Genomic DNA, 20,975 nt, shown 5'->3' with positions numbered 1-20,975 from the left:
AAATGAACGATATTGCGCATAACCTGGCACAGGTCCGGGACAAAATCTCAGCGGCTGCAACGCGTTGCGGCCGTTCTCCAGAAGAAATTACGCTGCTTGCAGTCAGTAAAACAAAACCTGCGAGCGCCATCGCAGAAGCCATCGATGCCGGGCAGCGTCAATTTGGTGAAAACTACGTTCAGGAAGGGGTAGATAAAATTCGCCACTTTCAGGAACTGGGCGTAACAGGATTAGAATGGCATTTTATTGGCCCGTTGCAGTCTAATAAAAGCCGCCTGGTGGCAGAGCATTTCGACTGGTGTCATACCATCGACCGTTTACGTATCGCTACCCGCCTGAACGACCAGCGACCGGCAGAACTCCCCCCTCTTAACGTACTGATTCAAATTAATATTAGTGATGAAAACAGTAAGTCCGGGATTCAACTGGCAGAACTGGACGAACTGGCGGCTGCGGTCGCTGAACTACCGCGTCTACGCCTGCGCGGGCTGATGGCTATCCCGGCGCCTGAGTCAGAATATGTAAGGCAGTTTGAAGTTGCACGCCAAATGGCTGTAGCATTTGCCGGACTGAAAACGCGCTACCCGCATGTCGATACGCTCTCTCTGGGGATGTCGGACGATATGGAAGCCGCCATTGCGGCAGGTAGCACAATGGTTCGCATCGGCACAGCCATCTTTGGTGCGCGTGATTACTCTAAAAAATAAGGAATTAAAGGAACGCCATGAATACGTTGACTTTCCTGCTTTCAACGGTCATTGAGCTGTATACCATGGTGCTGTTATTACGCATCTGGATGCAGTGGGCTCATTGTGATTTTTACAACCCTTTCTCACAGTTTGTGGTGAAAGTGACACAGCCAATTATCGGGCCACTGCGCCGCGTTATTCCGGCAATGGGGCCAATTGACAGCGCCTCGCTGCTGGTTGCCTATATTCTCAGTTTCATCAAAGCCATTGTGCTGTTTAAAGTGGTGACCTTCCTGCCAATCATCTGGATTGCCGGTTTATTAATTCTGCTGAAAACCATTGGCCTGCTGATTTTCTGGGTACTGCTGGTGATGGCGATTATGAGCTGGGTAAGCCAGGGTCGTAGCCCGATTGAATACGTGCTGATTCAGCTTGCCGATCCGCTGCTGCGCCCGATTCGCCGCCTGCTGCCGGCAATGGGTGGGATTGATTTCTCGCCGATGATCCTCGTTCTGCTGCTGTATGTCATCAATATGGGTGTCGCAGAAGTATTGCAGGCGACCGGAAACATGCTGCTACCGGGGCTGTGGATGGCGTTATGAGTGCCGTAACAGTTAACGATGACGGCCTGGTTTTGCGGCTCTATATTCAGCCGAAAGCCAGCCGTGATTCTATTGTCGGTTTACATGGCGACGAGGTAAAAGTCGCCATTACCGCGCCGCCGGTTGACGGTCAGGCCAACAGCCATCTGGTGAAGTTTCTCGGCAAGCAATTCCGGGTAGCCAAAAGTCAGGTGGTGATTGAAAAAGGCGAACTTGGTCGCCACAAACAAATTAAAATCATTAATCCGCAACAAATCCCGCCAGAAATCGCGGCGTTAATTAATTAGGTATCCTATGCAAAAAGTTGTCCTCGCAACCGGCAATGCCGGTAAAGTGCGTGAGCTGGCGTCGCTGCTTAGCGACTTCGGTCTTGATATTGTGGCTCAGACGGAACTTGGCGTTGATTCCGCTGAAGAAACCGGCCTGACCTTTATCGAAAACGCGATTCTGAAAGCGCGCCACGCGGCAAAAGCGACCGGTTTACCAGCGATTGCCGACGACTCCGGTCTGGCGGTAGATGTACTTGGCGGCGCGCCAGGGATTTACTCCGCGCGTTATTCTGGTGAAGACGCAACCGATCAAAAGAATCTGCAAAAACTGCTGGAAACACTGAAAGACGTACCGGACAACCAACGTCAGGCTCGCTTCCACTGTGTGCTGGTGTATCTGCGTCATGCGGAAGATCCAACTCCGCTGGTGTGCCACGGCAGCTGGCCGGGCGTGATTACCCGTGAACCTGCCGGTACTGGTGGCTTTGGTTATGATCCGATTTTCTTTGTGCCTTCCGAAGGTAAAACCGCTGCCGAACTAACCCGCGAAGAAAAGAGCGCCATTTCCCATCGTGGTCAGGCATTGAAACTGCTGCTGGACGCTTTACGTAATGGTTAAATTACCGCCGCTGAGTCTCTACATTCACATCCCGTGGTGCGTGCAGAAATGCCCGTACTGCGATTTCAACTCTCACGCGTTGAAAGGGGAAGTGCCGCACGACGATTATGTTCAGCATCTGCTTAGCGATCTGGACAACGATGTCGCTTACGCACAGAACCGTGAAGTAAAGACAATCTTTATTGGCGGTGGTACGCCGAGCCTGCTTTCCGGCCCGGCGATGCAAACGCTGCTGGACGGTGTGCGCGCACGTTTGCCGCTGGCAGCGGATGCAGAAATTACCATGGAAGCGAATCCCGGTACGGTAGAAGCCGATCGCTTTGTCGATTACCAGCGTGCTGGCGTGAACCGCATTTCCATTGGAGTGCAAAGTTTTAGCGGAGAAAAGCTGAAACGGCTGGGACGTATTCATGGCCCGCAAGAAGCGAAGCGTGCTGCAAAACTGGCAAGCGAGCTGGGGCTACGTAGCTTTAACCTTGATTTAATGCATGGGCTGCCGGATCAATCGCTGGAAGAGGCGCTTGGCGATCTGCGCCAGGCTATTGAACTGAATCCGCCGCATCTTTCCTGGTATCAACTGACCATCGAACCTAATACGCTGTTTGGTTCACGCCCGCCGGTACTGCCGGACGACGACGCGCTGTGGGATATTTTCGAACAGGGGCATCAGTTATTAACCGCAGCGGGTTATCAGCAATATGAAACCTCCGCTTATGCCAAACCGGGTTATCAGTGCCAGCACAATCTTAACTACTGGCGATTTGGCGATTACATCGGCATCGGCTGCGGCGCGCACGGCAAAGTGACCTTCCCGGATGGGCGCATTCTGCGTACCACCAAAACGCGTCATCCGCGTGGTTTTATGCAGGGAAGGTATCTGGAAAGCCAGCGCGATGTTGAAACCGCAGATAAGCCATTCGAGTTCTTTATGAATCGCTTCCGTTTGCTGGAAGCCGCACCGCGCATGGAGTTTAGCCAGTACACGGGGCTTTGCGAAGAAGTTATTCGCCCACAGTTAGACGAGGCTATCGCTCAGGGTTATCTCACTGAGTGTGCGGATTACTGGCAGATAACGAAACATGGGAAGTTATTTTTAAATTCGCTGCTGGAGCTTTTTCTGGCGGAGTAAACTTGTATTGCCGGATGCGGCGTGAATGCAGCATCCGGCTACAAGTCATGCGTCATCGCAGAAATTACTTAATCACCCCATTACGCCGTAATTCTTCGGTATCTTTTTTCCAGCGATCGCTCGCCTGATTGATATCGTCAATCTTCATTAATATCGCGACTTTTTTACTGTTTATTTCTGAAACCTTCATCGTTAACGGATATTGCCCTTTCTCGAGCGTTATCCAGTCATCCTGCAATTTACGGCTAAGTTTTTGTGATTGCAGAAAGGTCTGTCGCCGCTGTTCGTTGATATCGAAATCCCGTTTCTGCTGAATCGGCACTTCATAACACTCTTCGCTTTGTTTATGACATGCCGCAATCGCCGGTTGATAAACCTCTTTGTCATATTTAACCGCGAACGCCTCGCTATCATTCTGTTTATTAAACTCATCCCGTTGCTGGTGTATTTTTTTGAAGGCGTCTTCGCGGGTCATTTGCTTGCCGTTTGCATCTTTTCCCCAATATGCATCCGCTGCTTTCTGCGCCGCCGCCATTTGCTTATCAAGCTCTTTCACTTCCTTTTCCAGCGCAGGAATCGAGTTCTTCTGGGTATTCAACACTGACTCAAGCTGACTAAAGCGATAATTGAAATCTTCGCTATTCACGATCAGATATTTATTATTCGTTTTGATATCGTCGACCACCCGTCCACGATCGCTGGCTGCTGCCTGAAAAGAGTAAAAGTTCACCGTCCAGCCAGACGCAGGTGTTCCTTTACTGGTTAACATCGCCGAAAATTTTACCGGTTTATCTTTCGTCCAGGTCTGTTCCAGTAGTTGGTAGTCTGCCAGTTGACCAACCCAGGTATAGAGATCATCACTGGAAGAAACATCGCCTTCCGCTGACCAGGTGGCCTGATTACCTTTTGCATCAAGGTTTTTTAAGCTGATGGCATCAAGCTTGAGTATGCCGTGATACTGCTTGTTGAATTGATCTTTTAAGACATTTTCAGTTGGCGGTTCGCCATCGGCCCAGCCATTACCAGACATCAACACAAACAGCGCCGTGCCTACAATCCATTGCTTTTTCACCAGAAAACCCTCGCGAGGAATAATTTATTCCAGTGATTATCATCATGGTAATAACAATTGGCAATGGACGTGAGTCTGAAGTGAAAAAGCCCCGGCACGATACCGGGGCGAGGCGATTAGTACTGATTGAAAATCTGCTGGATCTGCTGTGGATCTTTAGTTTGCGTCAGTGCCAGTTGCAGCAGAACGCGCGCTTTTTGCGGGTTCAGCGTGCCAGAAGCGACGAAACCGTATTTTGCATCATCCACTTCGGCATCCTGAGTGGTTGCGCCCGTCGGTACGCGGGAAGAACGTACTACCGCAGTGCCGTTTTTCGCAGCGGTCGCCAGGGTGTCGAACACGGTTTTATACAGATTGCCGTTACCCACACCGGCGCTAACGATACCGTCGTAGCCTGCATCTACCAGTGCTTTTGCCGGAAGATCGGATGCGTTGGCGTAGTTATAAACGATGCCGACTTTCGGCAGTTCATTTAGCTTAGAGACATCGAACGGCGTGTCGCTGGTGTGCTTACGTGCCGGGGTACGCTGGTAGTCAATCTTACCGTTGTGAATGTAACCCAACGGACCGTAGTTAACAGACTTGAAGGTCGCTACATCGGTGGTATTAGTTTTGGTGACGTCACGACCATCAAGCACGGTGTCGTTCATCACCACCAGCACACCACGGTTGGCGGAGGCTTTATCGGCTGCGGTCACTACCGCGTTATACAGATTGAATGGACCGTCTGCGCTCATGGAAGTGGATGGGCGCATTGCGCCTACCATCACCACTGGCTTGTCACATTTCACCGTCAGGTCGAGGAAGTAAGCGGTTTCTTCCATCGTGTCAGTACCGTGGGTAATAACGAAGCCATCAGTTTTATCGCAGTCGGTGTTAATTTTTTTCGCCAGCGTCAGCCAGACATTGTCATTCATGTCCTGGGAGCCGATGTTAACTACCTGCTCGCCTTTAACGTTCGCAATGTCCTTCAGTTGCGGCACCGCATTAACCAGATTTTCTACGCCAACTTTACCCGCTGTGTAGTTAGATTTGGTTGCGGAGTCACCACCGCCGGCAATCGTCCCGCCGGTCGCTAGAATGGTGATATTCGGTAATGCTAATGCTGCACCACTAAAACCCATAACCAGTGCGGCAAGTGCCGTCTTTTTGAAAAACTCCATTTCATTCCTCCAGTTACGTGAACGCTACGTATTATCCCTTAGCTTTGTATGGGAAATTTGACGTTAAACAATTTACAACGTGAATGAATTTTGGAGATCTATAAAGTTAGAGGCAGGTAACAAAACGAAGAATTAAACGGCATAAAAAAGTATTATGCCGTCTTAGAATAGAGGATTATTTCAAATTCCCGACCAGGGCTTTGCGGCTGTCTTCCAGTGTCACGACACGGATACAGACATCTTTGCCAAACTGCTGGAAATCTTTTTCCTGCTTTTTCCACTCGGTTTGGATTGAGGATTGCAGCCCCCCCAGGCTTCCCAGCACGTTCTGTAGTGGGTTACCGCCGCTTTTCAGCACCGCTTTCGCGCCCATTTCATTAATGCTGTCCTGCAAAATACCGCCCATTGCCTGATTCACTAACTGCTGGCCTTCGGCGCGAACCTGATCGATAGCTTTATAGTGGAACGTCAGGCCATCGCTGCGCGTTTCGATAATGCGGTTCATCTGCTCTTTTAATTGCGCATCCAGTTTGGTCAGACGGCTGCGCATTTTGCTGCTTTCGCCCATCTCCTGAACGATAATTTTATCCAGCGCGATACGGGCTTTCTCGACGCGACTTTTCGCGCCTTCATCAATCCACGGTAACGTACTGCGCAATTCTGCCTGATAATCCTTCGCCTGCTCGCGTTGGGCAGCGTTCAGAGAATATTGTTTGCCGTTGTACATCACGTTGCCGTCTGGCGTGATCACCAGATTGCCGTTTTCGCCCTTCACCTGCACGGTTTGCGGGCTGACAATCACATCGTCACGCGGCGTGACGCTGCACTGGTAGTCGGCGTGAGCGGTCATTGCCGTCACTGAAAGTGCTGCCGCCAGCAGCATTTTGCGCATCATAATCTTCCCTCAAGAACAAATCAGGCCAGCATTTGCTGGCCCAGATTGATAACAAAGTGCGCGCTGTCCATGCCGGATGCGGCGTAAACGCCTTATCCGGCCTACTCGATCGTGCATCTTTTGTAGACCTGATAAGCGTAGCGCATCAGGCAGTTTTGCATTTGTCATCGCCCGTATGTTTTCTTAGTCCCACCAAACGTCGAAAAGTTCGCTGGTGCGTACCTCATCCAGTTTGCGCTCTTCCAGCCACTTACGCACAATCGCCTGATGTTCTTCGGTGCATTTGCCGATTTCCTGCATACAGATCAGACCTTCCCAGGCCAGATAGCCGCTGCCGTCAAAGGCCAGTTTATTCGGTTCGATAACCTCGTTAATAAAGTCATCAACGGTTTTATCAATTTGTTCTTCCGATGTACCTTCCGGGAATCGCCATGCCACCGAAAATCCTAATTCCTGGAATTCGTCGATGTGCATTTTTTTACGCAGACGACGGCTACGGTTCTTTGCCATTATTTCACCCTCTCGAACATTAAGTCCCATACTCCGTGACCAAGACGATGACCACGTTGTTCAAATTTCGTCACCGGACGTGATGCCGGACGCGGTACGTAATCGTTGCTCTCTGACAGGTTTTTATAACCGTCAATGGAAGACATCACTTCAAGCATATGTTCCGCATAAGGTTCCCAGTCGGTCGCCATATGGAATACGCCCCCCAGTTTCAGTTTGCTTTTTACTAGCTCAGCAAACGGCACCTGAACGATACGGCGTTTATTATGGCGCGCTTTGTGCCACGGGTCAGGGAAAAAGAGCTGAACCATGCTCAATGAATTGTCAGGAATCATTTTATGCAGCACTTCGACTGCGTCATGGCACATCACACGCAGGTTATCTAACCCTTCTTCATGCGCAGAAGCCAGACAAGCGCCAACGCCCGGCGAATGCACTTCAATGCCGAGGAAGTCCTGCTCCGGGCGCTCTTTAGCCATTGCTACCAGCGAAGCGCCCATACCGAAACCAATCTCAAGCGTCACTGGCGCTTCACGGCCAAAAAGCGCAGGGAAATCCAGCATATCTTCGCTGAACTCAACGCCCATCACCGGCCAGTAGTTTTCCAGCGCATGTTCCTGGCCTTTGGTCAGTCGCCCCTGGCGGCGCACAAAACTACGGATACGGCGCAGTGGGCGGCCGTTTTCATCAAATTCCGGTGAGATGACGTCGTTTTTCATAAAGATTTAGTCGCTTGTGAAAGTGTTCTGAAAACGGGCATTATCCAAAGTTAGTTGCCGGATGCAAGCATGATAAGGCCGTGGCTGCGGAAAGTTCCGGTTTACACCCTGCCATCGCTGTGCTGCAATCTTGCCCCCAACAACAATGAATTCGGTGACCATGCAAGCGTCGCAATTTTCAGCCCAGGTTCTGGACTGGTACGATAAATACGGGCGAAAAACTCTGCCCTGGCAAATTGACAAGACGCCCTACAAAGTATGGCTCTCAGAAGTGATGTTGCAACAAACTCAGGTTGCGACCGTTATCCCCTATTTTGAACGCTTTATGGCGCGTTTCCCGACGGTGACCGATCTCGCCAAGGCACCGTTGGACGAAGTTCTCCACTTGTGGACCGGGCTTGGCTATTACGCCCGCGCGCGCAATCTGCATAAAGCGGCACAGCAAGTTGCCACCTTACACAGCGGTAAATTCCCGGAAACCTTTGAGGAAGTCGCCGAGCTACCTGGCGTCGGACGCTCCACCGCAGGCGCAATCCTCTCGCTTTCTCTGGGTAAGCACTTTCCGATTCTCGACGGTAACGTCAAACGCGTGCTGGCTCGCTGCTATGCTGTAAGCGGCTGGCCAGGGAAAAAAGAGGTCGAAAATAAACTGTGGAGTTTAAGCGAGCAGGTTACGCCCGCTGTCGGCGTGGAGCGGTTTAATCAGGCGATGATGGATTTAGGCGCGATGATTTGTACGCGCTCGAAGCCGAAGTGTTCGCTCTGCCCGCTACAAAACGGTTGTATTGCCGCCGCCAATAACAGCTGGTCGCTTTATCCGGGCAAAAAACCAAAACAGACACTGCCGGAACGCACAGGTTACTTTCTGCTGTTACAGCACGAAGATGAAGTGTTTCTGGCGCAGCGTCCGCCAAGCGGATTGTGGGGTGGCTTATACTGTTTCCCGCAGTTTGCCGATGAAGAAAGTTTGCGGGAATGGCTGGCGCAACGGCAGATTGCTACTGATAACCTGACGCAACTCACCGCGTTTCGGCATACCTTCAGCCATTTCCATTTAGATATTGTGCCTATGTGGCTTCCCGTGTCGTCATTCACCGGTTGCATGGATGAAGGCAATGCGCTCTGGTATAACTTAGCGCAACCGCCGTCAGTTGGTCTGGCGGCTCCCGTGGAGCGTTTGTTACAGCAGTTACGCACTGGCGCGCCGGTTTAGCGCGTGAGTCGATAAAGAGGATGATTTATGAGCAGAACGATTTTTTGTACTTTCCTGCAGCGTGAAGCAGAAGGTCAGGATTTTCAGCTATACCCCGGCGAACTGGGAAAACGCATCTACAACGAGATTTCCAAAGAAGCCTGGGCGCAGTGGCAGCACAAACAAACCATGCTGATTAATGAAAAGAAACTCAACATGATGAATGCCGAGCACCGCAAGCTGCTGGAACAGGAGATGGTCAACTTCCTGTTCGAGGGTAAAGAAGTGCATATCGAGGGCTATACGCCGGAAGATAAAAAATAAAAACAGAGCCGGAGTACGCCTCCGGCAACTTGCATAAAAACAAACACAACACGCACCCGGAATGATGAAAAAATATCTCGCGCTGGCTTTGATTGCGCCGTTGCTCATCTCCTGTTCGACGACCAAAAAAGGCGATACCTATAATGAAGCCTGGGTCAAAGATACCAACGGCTTTGATATTCTGATGGGGCAGTTTGCCCACAATATTGAGAACATTTGGGGATTCAAAGAGGTGGTGATCGCCGGTCCTAAGGACTACGTGAAATACACCGATCAATATCAGACCCGCAGCCACATCAACTTCGATGACGGTACGATCACTATCGAAACCATCGCCGGGACAGAACCTGCCGCGCATCTGCGTCGGGCAATTATCAAAACGTTGCTGATGGGGGATGATCCAGGTTCGGTCGATCTCTATTCCGACGTTGATGATATTACGATTTCGAAAGAACCTTTTCTTTACGGCCAGGTGGTGGACAACACCGGGCAGCCGATTCGCTGGGAAGGTCGCGCAAGCAACTTCGCGGATTATCTGCTGAAAAACCGTCTGAAAAGCCGCAGCAACGGGCTACGTATCATCTACAGCGTGACCATTAACATGGTGCCGAACCACCTTGATAAACGTGCGCATAAATATCTCGGCATGGTCCGCCAGGCGTCACGGAAATATGGCGTCGATGAGTCGCTGATTCTGGCGATTATGCAGACCGAATCCTCCTTCAACCCATATGCGGTCAGCCGTTCCGACGCGCTGGGATTAATGCAGGTGGTACAACACACCGCCGGGAAAGATGTGTTCCGCTCGCAGGGGAAATCCGGCACGCCGAGCCGAAGTTTCTTGTTTGATCCTGCCAGCAATATTGATACCGGCACTGCGTATCTGGCAATACTGAACAATGTTTATCTTGGCGGCATTGATAACCCAACGTCGCGGCGTTATGCCGTCATCACCGCCTATAACGGCGGCGCAGGCAGCGTATTACGCGTCTTCTCAAATGATAAAATTAAGGCTGCCAACATCATTAATACTATGACGCCGGGCGATGTTTATCAGACACTGACCACACGTCATCCGTCTGCGGAATCTCGCCGCTATCTCTATAAAGTGAACATGGCACAGAAATCTTATCGCCGCCGATAATTGCACTTATCGCCCCTTGACGATGTCTTGGGGCAAAAGTGTTATCTACATCACAATTATGTTTTGCAAAACGATATTATTTGCAATTATTTGCCACGGGTAACAAAAAAACAGTCAGTGAAGTTGATAGAATCGCATCATCTTGCACAGTCAAATGTGCTTTTTGAAACACTCATCCGCATCATGATGTGAGGAAATTAACATGAATCTTAAGCTGCAGCTGAAAATTCTCTCTTTTCTGCAGTTCTGCCTGTGGGGTAGTTGGCTGACGACCCTCGGCTCATATATGTTTGTTACCCTGAAGTTCGACGGTGCTTCTATCGGCGCAGTTTATAGTTCATTGGGTATCGCCGCTGTCTTTATGCCTGCGTTGCTGGGGATTGTGGCCGACAAATGGTTAAGTGCGAAATGGGTTTACGCCATTTGTCACACTATTGGTGCGATCACTCTCTTCATGGCGGCGAAAGTCACCACGCCGGAGGCGATGTTCCTTGTGATATTGATTAACTCGTTTGCTTATATGCCAACGCTTGGGTTAATCAACACTATCTCCTACTATCGTCTGCAAAATGCCGGGCTGGATATTGTGACGGATTTCCCGCCAATCCGTATCTGGGGCACCATCGGCTTTATTATGGCGATGTGGGTGGTGAGCCTGTCTGGCTTCGAATTAAGCCACATGCAGCTGTATATTGGCGCAGCTCTCTCCGCCGTTCTGGTGCTGTTTACCTTTACGCTGCCGCATATTCCGGTTGCTAAACAGCAAGCGAATCAGAGCTGGACGACTTTGCTGGGGCTTGATGCGTTCGCGTTGTTTAAAAACAAGCGTATGGCGATTTTCTTCATCTTCTCGATGTTGCTGGGTGCGGAACTGCAGATTACCAACATGTTCGGTAATACCTTCCTGCACAGCTTCGACAAAGACCCGATGTTTGCCAGCAGCTTCATCGTGCAACATGCGTCAATCATCATGTCGATTTCGCAGATCTCTGAAACCCTGTTCATTCTGACCATCCCGTTCTTCTTAAGCCGCTACGGTATTAAGAACGTAATGATGATCAGTATTGTGGCGTGGATCCTGCGTTTTGCGCTGTTTGCTTATGGCGACCCGACTCCGTTCGGTACTGTACTGCTGGTGCTGTCAATGATTGTCTACGGTTGCGCATTCGACTTCTTCAACATCTCTGGTTCGGTGTTTGTTGAAAAAGAAGTTAGCCCGGCAATTCGTGCCAGTGCGCAGGGGATGTTCCTGATGATGACCAACGGCTTCGGCTGTATCCTCGGCGGTATTGTGAGCGGTAAAGTGGTTGAGATGTACACCCAAAACGGCATTACCGACTGGCAGACCGTATGGCTGATTTTCGCAGGTTACTCTGTGGTTCTGGCCTTCGCATTCATGGCGATGTTTAAATACAAACACGTTCGTGTCCCTGCGGGCACACAGACTGTTAGCCACTAATTACGCAAAGAGAAACGGGTCGCCAGAAGGTGACCCGTTTTTTTATTCTCACTTCAATACATAACCGTACAACCGTTTCATGCCGTCCGCATCAGTTTCGCTATAGACACCTTGTAGCTCCGGCGAAAACCCCGGCAGCAAATTCACGCCTTCTTCCAGTGCGAGGAAATAACGCTGAACCGCGCCTCCCCAGACTTCCCCCGGCACTACGCAAAGTACCCCCGGCGGATACGGCAGCGCCCCTTCAGCCGCAATTCGCCCTTCGGCATCACGTATCCGCACCAACTCTACTTCGCCGCGAATATAAGCGCTATGCGCATCCTGTGGATTCATCACCACTGACGGGAAGCTCTGCTGGCGGAACATCGCTTTTTGCAGGTCTTTGACGTCGAAGCTGACATACAAATCGTGCATCTCCTGACACAACTGGCGCAAAGTGTAGTCGCGGTAGCGCACCGGATATTTGTTATAAACACTCGGCAGCACCTCAGCCAGCGGCGAATCATCCTCAATATGCTGTTCAAACTGCGCCAGCATCGACACCAGTTGTGCCAGCTTCTCGTGACTTTCCGCCGGTGTTAATAAGAACAAAATGGAGTTGAGGTCGCACTTTTCCGGTACGATGCCGTTCTCACGCAGATAATGCGCCAGAATCGTCGCCGGTACGCCAAAATCGCTATATTCAGCGGTTTCGGCATCGATACCTGGCGTGGTCAGTAACAGCTTGCACGGATCAACAAAATACTGGTCTGCGGCATATCCCTCAAAGCCATGCCACTTTGCTCCTGGTTCAAAGCTGAAGAAACGGCGGTCACTGGCCAACGCTGACGTCGGATACTCCTGCCACAATTTGCCATCGACAACGGGTGGGATAAACGGACGGAACAGCTTACAGCGTGCAAGAATCGCCTTGCGCGCTTCAATTCCCGTCTCAACGCACTCAGCCCACAGCCGACGACCACTCTCCCCTTCATGGATTTTGGCATTGACGTCCAGCGCGGCAAATAGCGGATAGAACGGGCTGGTGGAAGCATGGAGCATAAAGGCATTATTCAACCGCTTATGCGGGCAAAAACGCGCCTGCCCGCGAATATGGTTATCTTTTTTATGGATCTGCGACGTCTGCGAGAATCCCGCCTGTTGTTTATGCACCGACTGGGTAACAAAGATCCCCGGATCGTTTTCGTTAAGTTCCAACAGCAGCGGCGAGCTATCCGCCATCATCGGGATAAACTGCTCGTACCCGACCCATGCAGAATCAAACAGAATGTAATCACACAGATGCCCAATGGTATCGATCACCTGGCGGGCGTTGTAGATAGTGCCGTCATAGGTTCCCAGCTGAATAATCGCCAGGCGAAACGGGCGGGGCAGCTCGGCTTTTTTTGGCGCAACGTCGCGAATTTGCTGGCGCAGATACTCTTCATTAAAACAGTGCGCATCAATACCGCCAATGAAACCAAACGGGTTACGTGAAGCTTCCAGATAGACCGGCGTCGCCCCCGCCTGAATCAGCGCGCCGTGATGATTCGACTTATGGTTGTTACGGTCGAAGAGCACCAGATCGCCACGCGTTAACAGCGCATTCGTCACCACTTTATTCGCTGCCGATGTGCCGTTCAGGACAAAATAGGTTTTATCGGCATGAAAGACTTTGGCTGCGAATTTCTGCGCATCCTTCGCCGATCCTTCATGAATAAGCAGATCGCCCAATTTTACGTCAGCATTACACATATCGGCGCGAAAGACGTTCTCACCAAAGAAATCGTAAAAATGGCGTCCGGCAGGATGCTTTTTAAAGAACGCACCATGTTGATGCCCAGGGCAAGCAAAAGTGCTGTTGCCCATCTCAACGTACTGCGTCAACGTGTCATAAAACGGTGGCAGCAAATTCTCTTCATACTGACAGGCTGCGGATTCCAGCTCCAGCCACTGCTGCTCGTTGCCGTTGATTACCGCCGTAACGCCCGCAGGTAATTCAACAACATGTTCGGAATACAAAAACACCGGTAGATGAAAACCGGTGCGCTTAAGCAACGCAAGAATGCCACTGCGACTATCCGCAGCGGTAATGACGACTGCCGCGACGTCCGTAAAATCAGTATCTTCCAGCGCCACCACGCGACGATGGGTAGAAAGTCGGGAAACCAGTTCATAACTGGCGGCAATACTCATTGATTTCATAAGCGCAAACCCGTTTCGGGGAGGTAAGAATATCGGACAAGATGAAAAACCTTGCCCCATGAGATGTGGGTCAAACTGGTCACCAGCTCCGACCGCCAGACATCAGTAAAAGCAGAAACGCTCTGATTTTACTGTTGTCCTGCAGTAAGCGTGCGTTAACTTCACCGCATGAGCAGTAACATGGAAAGGGAAGATTTTCGCGCAAAACGGCGAGAAGCGAGAGAATGTAAGGAGGTGGCATGCATCAGGCAAACTCCGTACAGAGAGGAGAAAATTCGCGCAATAATGGCACCTTTCGCTAAAGCGTGCAAGCCAGGACTTTGCGGCCAGACAAGCCATAAACAGGGCAAAAAGTTCATAATAAAAAAATCAAACAATACAGTTAACAGGAACTCTCGTGGTCATCGGCCCTTTTATCAACGCTAGTGCAGTATTACTGGGTGGCGTTCTCGGCGCACTGCTTAGCCAACGTTTACCGGAACGTATCCGCGTCTCAATGACATCGATTTTTGGTCTGGCATCGCTGGGGATTGGTATTTTACTGGTGGTGAAATGCGCCAACCTTCCGGCGATGGTTTTAGCTACGCTACTTGGCGCTCTAATCGGCGAAATATGTTTGCTGGAGAAAGGAGTCAATACAGCGGTTGCCAGAGCGCAGAATCTGTTTCGCCACTCGCGCAAGAAGCCAGCGCATGAATCTTTTATTCAAAATTTTGTCGCGATTATTGTCCTGTTTTGTGCCAGCGGTACAGGGATCTTCGGCGCGATGAATGAAGGAATGACTGGCGATCCGAGTATTTTAATCGCCAAGTCATTTCTTGATTTCTTTACGGCGATGATCTTCGCCTGCTCTCTGGGGATTGCGGTATCAGTAATTAGCATTCCATTGCTCATCATCCAGTTAACGCTGGCCTGGGGAGCCGCGCTGATATTACCGCTAACTACGCCGGCGATGATGGCGGACTTTAGCGCCGTGGGAGGATTATTGCTTCTGGCGACCGGTTTGCGCATCTGTGGCATTAAAATGTTCCCGGTGGTCAACATGCTTCCAGCACTGCTTCTGGCAATGCCACTTTCCGCCGCCTGGACCGCCTGGTTTTCCTGAAATGTGTGCAATAGCGGCAAAGTGATGATAGATTGTGCAGTCTGCAGTAATTTGAAGAAATTTGATTGACGAGACGAGGCGAATCAGGTTTAATGCGCCCCGTTGCCCGGATAGCTCAGTCGGTAGAGCAGGGGATTGAAAATCCCCGTGTCCTTGGTTCGATTCCGAGTCCGGGCACCACTATTCATAAGGCCTCGCTGAAAAGCGGGGCTTTTTCTTTTTCTGGCTACGATAAATTTCTGGTCGTTGTTACAGATCATTCATAACCATTCACACCTTTTAGCTTCGAAGCATTCTGTTTAATGTCGGCATACCTGGCGATAAGTTGTTTCAGGCGCATCTCTGCCTGAGCCCCTGCGGCAGGAGGGAGTGGCTGCCCTACCGGCGATTGCGCCAGTATCCGCAGTTGTTCTTCAGCCGGTATGGATTGGTTAAATAGCTGCATAGCGGAATACACCACAGATTTCAGTTCACTGACCGTCATATATTTCCCTTTATGCTCATCCAGTCCGTTCAGTCGTTCACTCAGTTTCTGTAGCGTCATCATTCCCTGATGCCAGCCATTCAGGTTTCCTGTCGGCAATGTGGCAACATTAAGTTGTTGCTGCCACCGTTGCATCAGAGGTTTTGCCCGCTCCGGCCAAATCGACTGGGCTTGTTCGACAAGCTGCCGTTCTCGGGTAATGAGCCAGTCCGGTGGTAGCTTGTCCAGAAGTGCAAGCTGCTGCTGTGTTTGCGTTATTAACGTTTGTGGCAAGGAAGATTGCTGCCGCAATATATCCAGTTGTTCAGGCGTGAGTATTGCGGGTAATGGAGTTAAAGAGGCAGTAAGCTGGGCTTGTAATGGATCCGACCGGTGAAAATATTGCCAGCCCCATACCATTGCTGCACTTATCATCAGCATGGAACACATCCCAGCAACAAAAGATTTCCACCTTTTTACTGGCGCGGGTATTGCCGGAAGTACCTCTACGTTCGGTTGTGTAACATACACCCACTTCACCGTACCGCCTGGCCTTCGGGGATCTTCAAACAGACTTTCAGCATGGGAACCTATTGATATATCGGTTCTATTTATTACTGTGGCAGGTGACACGATACCAGACTGAATTGTCGTCCCTGTGCTGGTTGTACCGTCGCTGCTTTCCAGGCTGACAGCGTTGTTGTGTATCAGGGCACGCAAAGTATCCAGTTGGCTGAGATGCCTAAGCTCCAGACGCTGTAATACTTCCCCCAGACGGGTAAGCAGTTGTTCTGCCCGATACAATTGACCAAGATCGCTGTATATCAGCGGCAGCGAGCGTATACGTTGCTGCAAACGCTGACTCAGATTACTCAGGATCTCCATTCGAACGTGAACAGGCTGCGGCCAGAGCACACCCCACTCATGACTTATCAGAGCCTCCAGTATTGCCAGACCTTCATTAAGACCGAATAATCCAGCCAGTTGCGTACGAGCCAGCGTATACCAGGCTGCCGTCTGCAGCTCTACACCATTTTGATCAAACAGTGAGAGACAAAGTTTCTCGACATAATGCCAGTTCACATCCGGACGCGCCGGATGTGTAAGCTTATTCAGTTCATCGCGCAGGGCGGCATAATCCGGTAGCGTGCGCGGGTCACCGCCGGTTTTGATTTTACGTGGGGTAATGTCATTCATGACCAGTTGTCCATCTGACGTGCTTGCGGTTATAGAAGACTATCGTTTCTGCGGCATATTCAGAGCGTTGCCGAATTAAGGAAGAAACATTACATACGAGTTGTCGTGTCGAGATACTGTTGTTGCTTCAAATGCCTCAACAGAACCCGACCTTCGGGTACAAATTCGGTGCTATAACGCACCAGGCCAATACCTTTAAGTTCAGCATCAATGGCATAGCGCAGCTCACCGGGAACCTCTTGTTCCAGCAAAACAACGGTTATTTTTTGCAGGCGTGGCTCATATTTGAGCAGTACAGCAGATAATGCCCCCATAAGTTCATGCGCCATACCCGGCATCCCCTGAAGGATTTTGGTCATATCCGGCAGACCGTAGTCAGGTAAATGCGCCAGCGTACCGGCACGACAGTTAAGAATGCGCTGCATATTGTCCAGCACTGAGAGGATCGTCTGGTTCTGCTCGCTAACCTGATGCAGATCCAGCCCTCCGGTAAAATTCCCAAACAGGATCTCATACAATGACGGATGGGGAGTGTCATTCATCTTTCAGCGCCTTCAGAGTCAGTCGGTTGCTTCCTGCTTCAATGATTCGGGCTTTATCCGGGTCAAGATCGTCACGGCTTAACACCACCCGCCAGGTGTTACTCACCTGATCCGGCGACATAAACATGCCCGCCACCGCCACATACTGCGCACTTTCCTCCATCGGCATATCAACCATCACTGCCCCACCCGGCTTCAGGCGGATATCTTTCTCCGCCACCAGGTCAGCCTTAACAGCCTGACTGTCAGACTTAAACAGCGAAGGATAATCCGTGCTATCGAAGGTTTTGCGATCCTTGAGCTGATAAATGCGCACCACTATAGACAGCGCCACTTCACTGGCATTGAGGTTCAGCGCCTCGCGTGCCCGAATATCCAGATGCAGGGTTTTCACCTGTTTATAAAAAATCGCTTTTGTCACGGCGACAGTGCCGTCCGTAATGCTCTGGGTCAGGCCACACCCAGCCAGCATCAGTGTGATGCCCGTAGTCAGCGTAACCAGGGGAAATTTACCAGCGATAATCGCCATCTTCATCGGTCTCCCTGCGGTGAATATTTTCCTGTACCCGCTCATAGCGGCCAAGATTGATGGTTATTGTTTTGCTGTATGTAGCTGTGTCCGCCACACTCAGTGGACGCATTACGGCTGTACGCCCTAATTGCACTGCACCGACTGTAGGATTGCTGTTCATTGTGGCATCCGGTAGCAGGCTACGGTCGACACACAACTGCAGGCGGACATCAAGGCGTGAGCCAAGATAGACATGCAACAGAGCCATTAAATCTGTATGAAGCTCACTACCGGGTAACCAGCCCTGCACTTCAGCCGGGTCCGTCGTGGTAAGGCGCATCAACACCCGGCTGTTAACGTCAGTGGCATAGTTGCCCATCACTGGGCGATTTATCAGAGTGGAGGGATTACTCACGCTCATGGTCAGCGTTTTTTTCAGTGGCACCCGGTGTTTGTCGTGATGCCAGATTTTCGCCTGTGTATTGGGTGCCAACAAACGCACCAGAGAGGCCATACCTTCCGCAGTACGCCCCGGCAGCAACATGACTGGCAGTAGCGCCAGAAAGCGTGAGGCGGGAGCGGCGATACTGTCGGTGCAGCCGTCAATCCCAAGCCCAGCCAACCCCAGCAGATACTGCGAGATTTTGTCCTTACCACCTTCTTCAAACGTGGCCGGGTACGAGTATTTACGCCAGATGCGGTAGTATTGGGCAATCAGCCGATGGTTGAAGATATCGAGGAAATCGCTGGTGGCTTCGTACCCTTCGCGGCGCTGGGTGATGTCATCGATATAGTGCGTCGGCAATGGAGATTCCACGCCGTAGAGCCCCATAAATGTAATGCGTACCGTTGGGGGTAAGTGCGGATACTCAGGTAATTCCACGCCTTTGATTTCAGAGGCCGGAAACCCCATCCCCGGATGCGGGCGAAAGCGCACCGGTTCATGCCGTACCTGCCAGGTACTACCGGTGACCGGTTGATCCGGTTGGCTTTGCTCCAGCAACTGGCAGAAGCGGTAAAAATTCATATACGGCAGCCGGTCACCCCACTGTGCGATTAACCGGGCAGGCGCGGGCTGTGGTTCTCTTTCCACCGGATGCATTTTCCTTCTGGCTGGATAATGAGGGTAAGCTGGTTAAATTGGTTCATATCGGCATAGAGCGCAAAGAAACGGTTAAGCATCTCACCAAACAAATGAATATCGCCCTCGCCCGTAAACCCGTTGTTGTCGAGCGTCACTTCAATATCCAGCCCTCGTAACAGGAAGCCCTGTTCGAACCGCTGCAGACGATGATGAGCCACATGCTGAATCGCCTCCAGACGCCGGATGTTCAGTTCATCGTCTTGCCAGTTGTACAGCGCAAGCGTTCCACGCAGCACTTCTGCGGTACTCATCATGTTGAGGAACCCGGCTCCCAGGTGGCTCAGTACTCGCCAGTGGAAACGGTCTTCAGCGGGCGGGTAAACCGGCAGCGTTGGCTTGCAAAGGTTGCGCACTGAAAGCTGCGTATCCACGACCTGCTCACAGCGGTCAAGCAGTGTACTCTGCAGCGCCCGGCGCGGCAGTTGACCGTTCGTGCCGGTGATTTGCAGCGACACAACTTCACGCTCGACAAGTCGATCATCTTCCCACTGATGCCCCCCAAGAATTAACCAGGTGTCATACAGTCCGCTCACGCTGCGCTTAACGCGCGTATGGTAATAGCGCGGAGGTGCATGGCGACGCATCATCCCCCCTTTGTGGCGGAAGCTGCTGAACGGAACATACTCTGCGTCATTGGTTCGGTTTGAACCGGTAACCGAATCCACAGCATAAATCTCGGTATGCCCGTCCTGCAGCCGTTTAGGACGCAGCAGATATTCACTTTCAAGTCCGGTGATGATGAGCGGATCAGCCTCCAGGGTGAACAGGTTAATCACCGGTACGCAGTGAAGGCGAATGGCATCATCGGTGACTGGCAGATCAGGCGGCCACGGTGTACTGAGCACCACTTCAATGTCGAAATACTCCGCCCCGGCAGGAGGTGTGATCCCCTCCAGGCCGTTGAGATGGACGAACATAAACTTGTCCCGGAAGGTAAAGTATTCCAGTAGCAACTGATAGCCGCTGAAAGCACTATCGCCTTTCGGCCACAGGCGGTCTTCTTCGGCAAACCCGCCCGGCGAGAAATACCCGTCAAGACGGATGCGATCAGTCTGACCGGGCAGGCGCATATACAACGCCGCCTGGCGTTTCGTTAGCATCAGATGCAACTGGCTACTGACTGAAGCATCAGCCCCAAGATACAGGCTCAGGCAACTAAGATCAGCATTCGACCAGTCCGCCTGACTGCTACAGGCAAAGCGTATCCGTAGCAGCGAGCGACCGTCAGATTCGGTGGTCATAGTGATGCCCGAAACACTGAGGGGATTGAGCATCACATCCTGCGTGGTACGGTAACGACAAACGGTGTTCCTCGGTCCTATTGGTCGGGAATACACTTCAAGCCCTGCAGGCACCACTTCCGCCATTTTCATGGCGTGTAGCGCCGGGGTAAGTGCCACTACTGAAAGTGAAGGAATAGTGCGCAGATAGTGTGGCCAGAGCATACTGACCAGCCCTTCGGTAAGCTCCGGCAGGTCGTCGTCAATTTTTTCACGCAGCCGCCCCATCGAAAAGGCAAAGCCTTCAAACAGGCGTTCGACATACGGGTCTGGTGTACCGGCTTTATCCATGTCCAACATCGCGGCACGATCTGGATGGGTTTGGGCGAACTCTTTCGCCGCCTCACGAAGGTAGCGCATTTCCGCATCGAAATAGCGTAGTGTTAGATCTTTCATAAAAGAATTACTCAAAATATAGTAAAGAATGTTCTTTTTCCTAAAAGGGAAAGCTATCTCACTACGTCGAGGGGAGTGAGATAAATGGGGTTTACCTTCTCATTTGAAATTTCAAATCCGGCAGATATTTTTCTGAACATAATTCCCCCCATTACCTTGAAGTCAGATAAAAATATATATTTCCGCCGACTACCTGGCATATTCATGGGATAAATAGCGATATCTGACAATCGATAACCTTCAGTATTGAGAGCACAAAAACAGACAATTCCATCAGATGAACTAACCTTAACCTCCTCTTCTGGCATGATTCCATCTCCAGAAACAGGACACCCCGTAAGGATGAATAAACAGATATCAATAAAAG

At 51.0% G+C, this 20,975-nt stretch carries 23 protein-coding genes and 1 tRNA gene; 11 read left to right on the top strand and 13 right to left on the bottom strand.

Translation table 11 applies throughout. The annotated features are described in order from the left end of the window. Window positions 1–2: 2 nt before the first annotated feature. The 5 genes from yggS to hemW are packed head-to-tail and all read left to right on the top strand — an operon-like array spanning window position 3 to window position 3,308. On the top strand, window positions 3–707 hold the full coding sequence (gene yggS, locus C3D30_RS02930) for a pyridoxal phosphate homeostasis protein (RefSeq protein ID WP_010347747.1): 705 nt from the start codon (window positions 3–5) through the stop codon (window positions 705–707). A 17-nt stretch (window positions 708–724) separates the two neighbouring features. Further along, window positions 725–1,291: an osmotic shock tolerance protein YggT gene (gene yggT / locus C3D30_RS02925; RefSeq protein ID WP_001094831.1), complete on the top strand. Its 567-nt coding sequence runs from the start codon at window positions 725–727 to the stop codon at window positions 1,289–1,291. After that, window positions 1,288–1,578: a DUF167 family protein YggU gene (yggU, locus tag C3D30_RS02920; protein ID WP_001277222.1), complete on the top strand. Its 291-nt coding sequence runs from the start codon at window positions 1,288–1,290 to the stop codon at window positions 1,576–1,578. Before yggT ends, yggU begins: the two co-directional genes overlap by 4 nt. A gap of 7 nt (window positions 1,579–1,585) precedes the next feature. Continuing rightward, entirely contained in the window at window positions 1,586–2,179 is a 594-nt protein-coding gene (locus tag C3D30_RS02915) for an XTP/dITP diphosphatase (protein WP_001174760.1), read from the top strand. Beyond that, window positions 2,172–3,308, top strand: coding sequence for a radical SAM family heme chaperone HemW (hemW, locus tag C3D30_RS02910; protein ID WP_000239989.1), 1,137 nt, complete (start codon window positions 2,172–2,174; stop codon window positions 3,306–3,308). Before C3D30_RS02915 ends, hemW begins: the two co-directional genes overlap by 8 nt. 64 nt (window positions 3,309–3,372) lie before the next feature. Here the strand turns inward: hemW and C3D30_RS02905 are convergent, their stop codons facing one another. The 5 genes from C3D30_RS02905 to trmB all read right to left on the bottom strand — a co-directional run bounded on the left by C3D30_RS02905 (window position 3,373) and on the right by trmB (window position 7,667). Beyond that, complete coding sequence (locus C3D30_RS02905; protein WP_000745196.1) at window positions 3,373–4,380, bottom strand: DUF1202 family protein; 1,008 nt, start codon at window positions 4,378–4,380, stop codon at window positions 3,373–3,375. A gap of 116 nt (window positions 4,381–4,496) precedes the next feature. Then, on the bottom strand, window positions 4,497–5,543 hold the full coding sequence (ansB, locus tag C3D30_RS02900; RefSeq protein WP_000394132.1) for an L-asparaginase 2: 1,047 nt from the start codon (window positions 5,541–5,543) through the stop codon (window positions 4,497–4,499). Window positions 5,544–5,718: 175 nt separating this feature from the next. Beyond that, a complete protein-coding gene (locus C3D30_RS02895) occupies window positions 5,719–6,438 on the bottom strand; it encodes a YggN family protein (RefSeq protein WP_105286443.1) in 720 nt (239 codons plus the stop codon). Window positions 6,439–6,621: 183 nt separating this feature from the next. After that, on the bottom strand, window positions 6,622–6,948 hold the full coding sequence (locus C3D30_RS02890; RefSeq protein ID WP_001107564.1) for a YggL family protein: 327 nt from the start codon (window positions 6,946–6,948) through the stop codon (window positions 6,622–6,624). After that, entirely contained in the window at window positions 6,948–7,667 is a 720-nt protein-coding gene (gene trmB, locus C3D30_RS02885; protein WP_000786919.1) for a tRNA (guanosine(46)-N7)-methyltransferase TrmB, read from the bottom strand. Before trmB ends, C3D30_RS02890 begins: the two co-directional genes overlap by 1 nt. Window positions 7,668–7,827: 160 nt before the next feature. Between trmB and mutY the strand changes: the two genes are divergently transcribed. The 4 genes from mutY to nupG all read left to right on the top strand — a co-directional run bounded on the left by mutY (window position 7,828) and on the right by nupG (window position 11,786). Next, window positions 7,828–8,880, top strand: a complete 1,053-nt coding sequence (gene mutY / locus C3D30_RS02875) for an A/G-specific adenine glycosylase (protein WP_105286442.1) — start codon at window positions 7,828–7,830, stop codon at window positions 8,878–8,880. 27 nt (window positions 8,881–8,907) lie between these two features. Next, entirely contained in the window at window positions 8,908–9,183 is a 276-nt protein-coding gene (locus tag C3D30_RS02870) for an oxidative damage protection protein (RefSeq protein WP_000091700.1), read from the top strand. Between the two features lie 64 nt (window positions 9,184–9,247). Beyond that, window positions 9,248–10,327, top strand: a complete 1,080-nt coding sequence (gene mltC, locus C3D30_RS02865) for a membrane-bound lytic murein transglycosylase MltC (protein ID WP_105286441.1) — start codon at window positions 9,248–9,250, stop codon at window positions 10,325–10,327. A gap of 202 nt (window positions 10,328–10,529) precedes the next feature. Then, complete coding sequence (nupG, locus tag C3D30_RS02860) at window positions 10,530–11,786, top strand: nucleoside permease NupG (protein ID WP_001049785.1); 1,257 nt, start codon at window positions 10,530–10,532, stop codon at window positions 11,784–11,786. Window positions 11,787–11,834: 48 nt separating this feature from the next. Here the strand turns inward: nupG and speC are convergent, their stop codons facing one another. Beyond that, window positions 11,835–13,970, bottom strand: coding sequence for an ornithine decarboxylase (gene speC, locus C3D30_RS02855; RefSeq protein WP_105286440.1), 2,136 nt, complete (start codon window positions 13,968–13,970; stop codon window positions 11,835–11,837). A gap of 161 nt (window positions 13,971–14,131) precedes the next feature. Continuing rightward, window positions 14,132–14,215: a hypothetical protein gene (locus tag C3D30_RS20550; protein ID WP_219906480.1), complete on the bottom strand. Its 84-nt coding sequence runs from the start codon at window positions 14,213–14,215 to the stop codon at window positions 14,132–14,134. 152 nt (window positions 14,216–14,367) lie between these two features. On the opposite strand from C3D30_RS20550, the gene C3D30_RS02845 reads away from it, so the two are divergent. Both C3D30_RS02845 and C3D30_RS02840 read left to right on the top strand, forming a co-directional pair. Further along, window positions 14,368–15,075: a DUF554 domain-containing protein gene (locus tag C3D30_RS02845; protein WP_000234520.1), complete on the top strand. Its 708-nt coding sequence runs from the start codon at window positions 14,368–14,370 to the stop codon at window positions 15,073–15,075. 104 nt (window positions 15,076–15,179) lie between these two features. After that, window positions 15,180–15,255: transfer RNA gene (locus tag C3D30_RS02840), tRNA-Phe, on the top strand. Between the two features lie 76 nt (window positions 15,256–15,331). On the opposite strand, the gene C3D30_RS02835 is transcribed toward C3D30_RS02840, so the two are convergent. The 6 genes from C3D30_RS02835 to C3D30_RS02810 form a co-directional block, all read right to left on the bottom strand. Then, a complete protein-coding gene (locus C3D30_RS02835; protein WP_105286439.1) occupies window positions 15,332–16,735 on the bottom strand; it encodes a VasL domain-containing protein in 1,404 nt (467 codons plus the stop codon). Window positions 16,736–16,824: 89 nt separating this feature from the next. Next, window positions 16,825–17,277, bottom strand: coding sequence for a type VI secretion system baseplate subunit TssE (gene tssE, locus C3D30_RS02830; protein ID WP_001000322.1), 453 nt, complete (start codon window positions 17,275–17,277; stop codon window positions 16,825–16,827). Further along, window positions 17,270–17,806, bottom strand: a complete 537-nt coding sequence (tssJ, locus tag C3D30_RS02825) for a type VI secretion system lipoprotein TssJ (protein ID WP_016231433.1) — start codon at window positions 17,804–17,806, stop codon at window positions 17,270–17,272. Before tssJ ends, tssE begins: the two co-directional genes overlap by 8 nt. Then, complete coding sequence (tssG, locus tag C3D30_RS02820) at window positions 17,787–18,890, bottom strand: type VI secretion system baseplate subunit TssG (RefSeq protein ID WP_032159876.1); 1,104 nt, start codon at window positions 18,888–18,890, stop codon at window positions 17,787–17,789. Before tssG ends, tssJ begins: the two co-directional genes overlap by 20 nt. Further along, window positions 18,845–20,608 carry a type VI secretion system baseplate subunit TssF gene (gene tssF, locus C3D30_RS02815; protein WP_105286438.1) on the bottom strand — a complete coding sequence of 588 codons (1,764 nt, stop codon included), beginning with the start codon at window positions 20,606–20,608 and terminating at the stop codon, window positions 18,845–18,847. Before tssF ends, tssG begins: the two co-directional genes overlap by 46 nt. 53 nt (window positions 20,609–20,661) lie before the next feature. Beyond that, entirely contained in the window at window positions 20,662–20,916 is a 255-nt protein-coding gene (locus C3D30_RS02810) for a hypothetical protein (RefSeq protein ID WP_238145706.1), read from the bottom strand. Window positions 20,917–20,975 lie beyond the last annotated feature (59 nt).

It is taken from the genome of Escherichia sp. MOD1-EC5433 (assembly GCF_002966005.1).
GTDB lineage: Bacteria > Pseudomonadota > Gammaproteobacteria > Enterobacterales > Enterobacteriaceae > Escherichia > Escherichia ruysiae.
The sequence above is the reverse complement of the archived record's forward strand: the minus strand, read 5'-3'. Positions and strand labels throughout refer to the sequence as shown.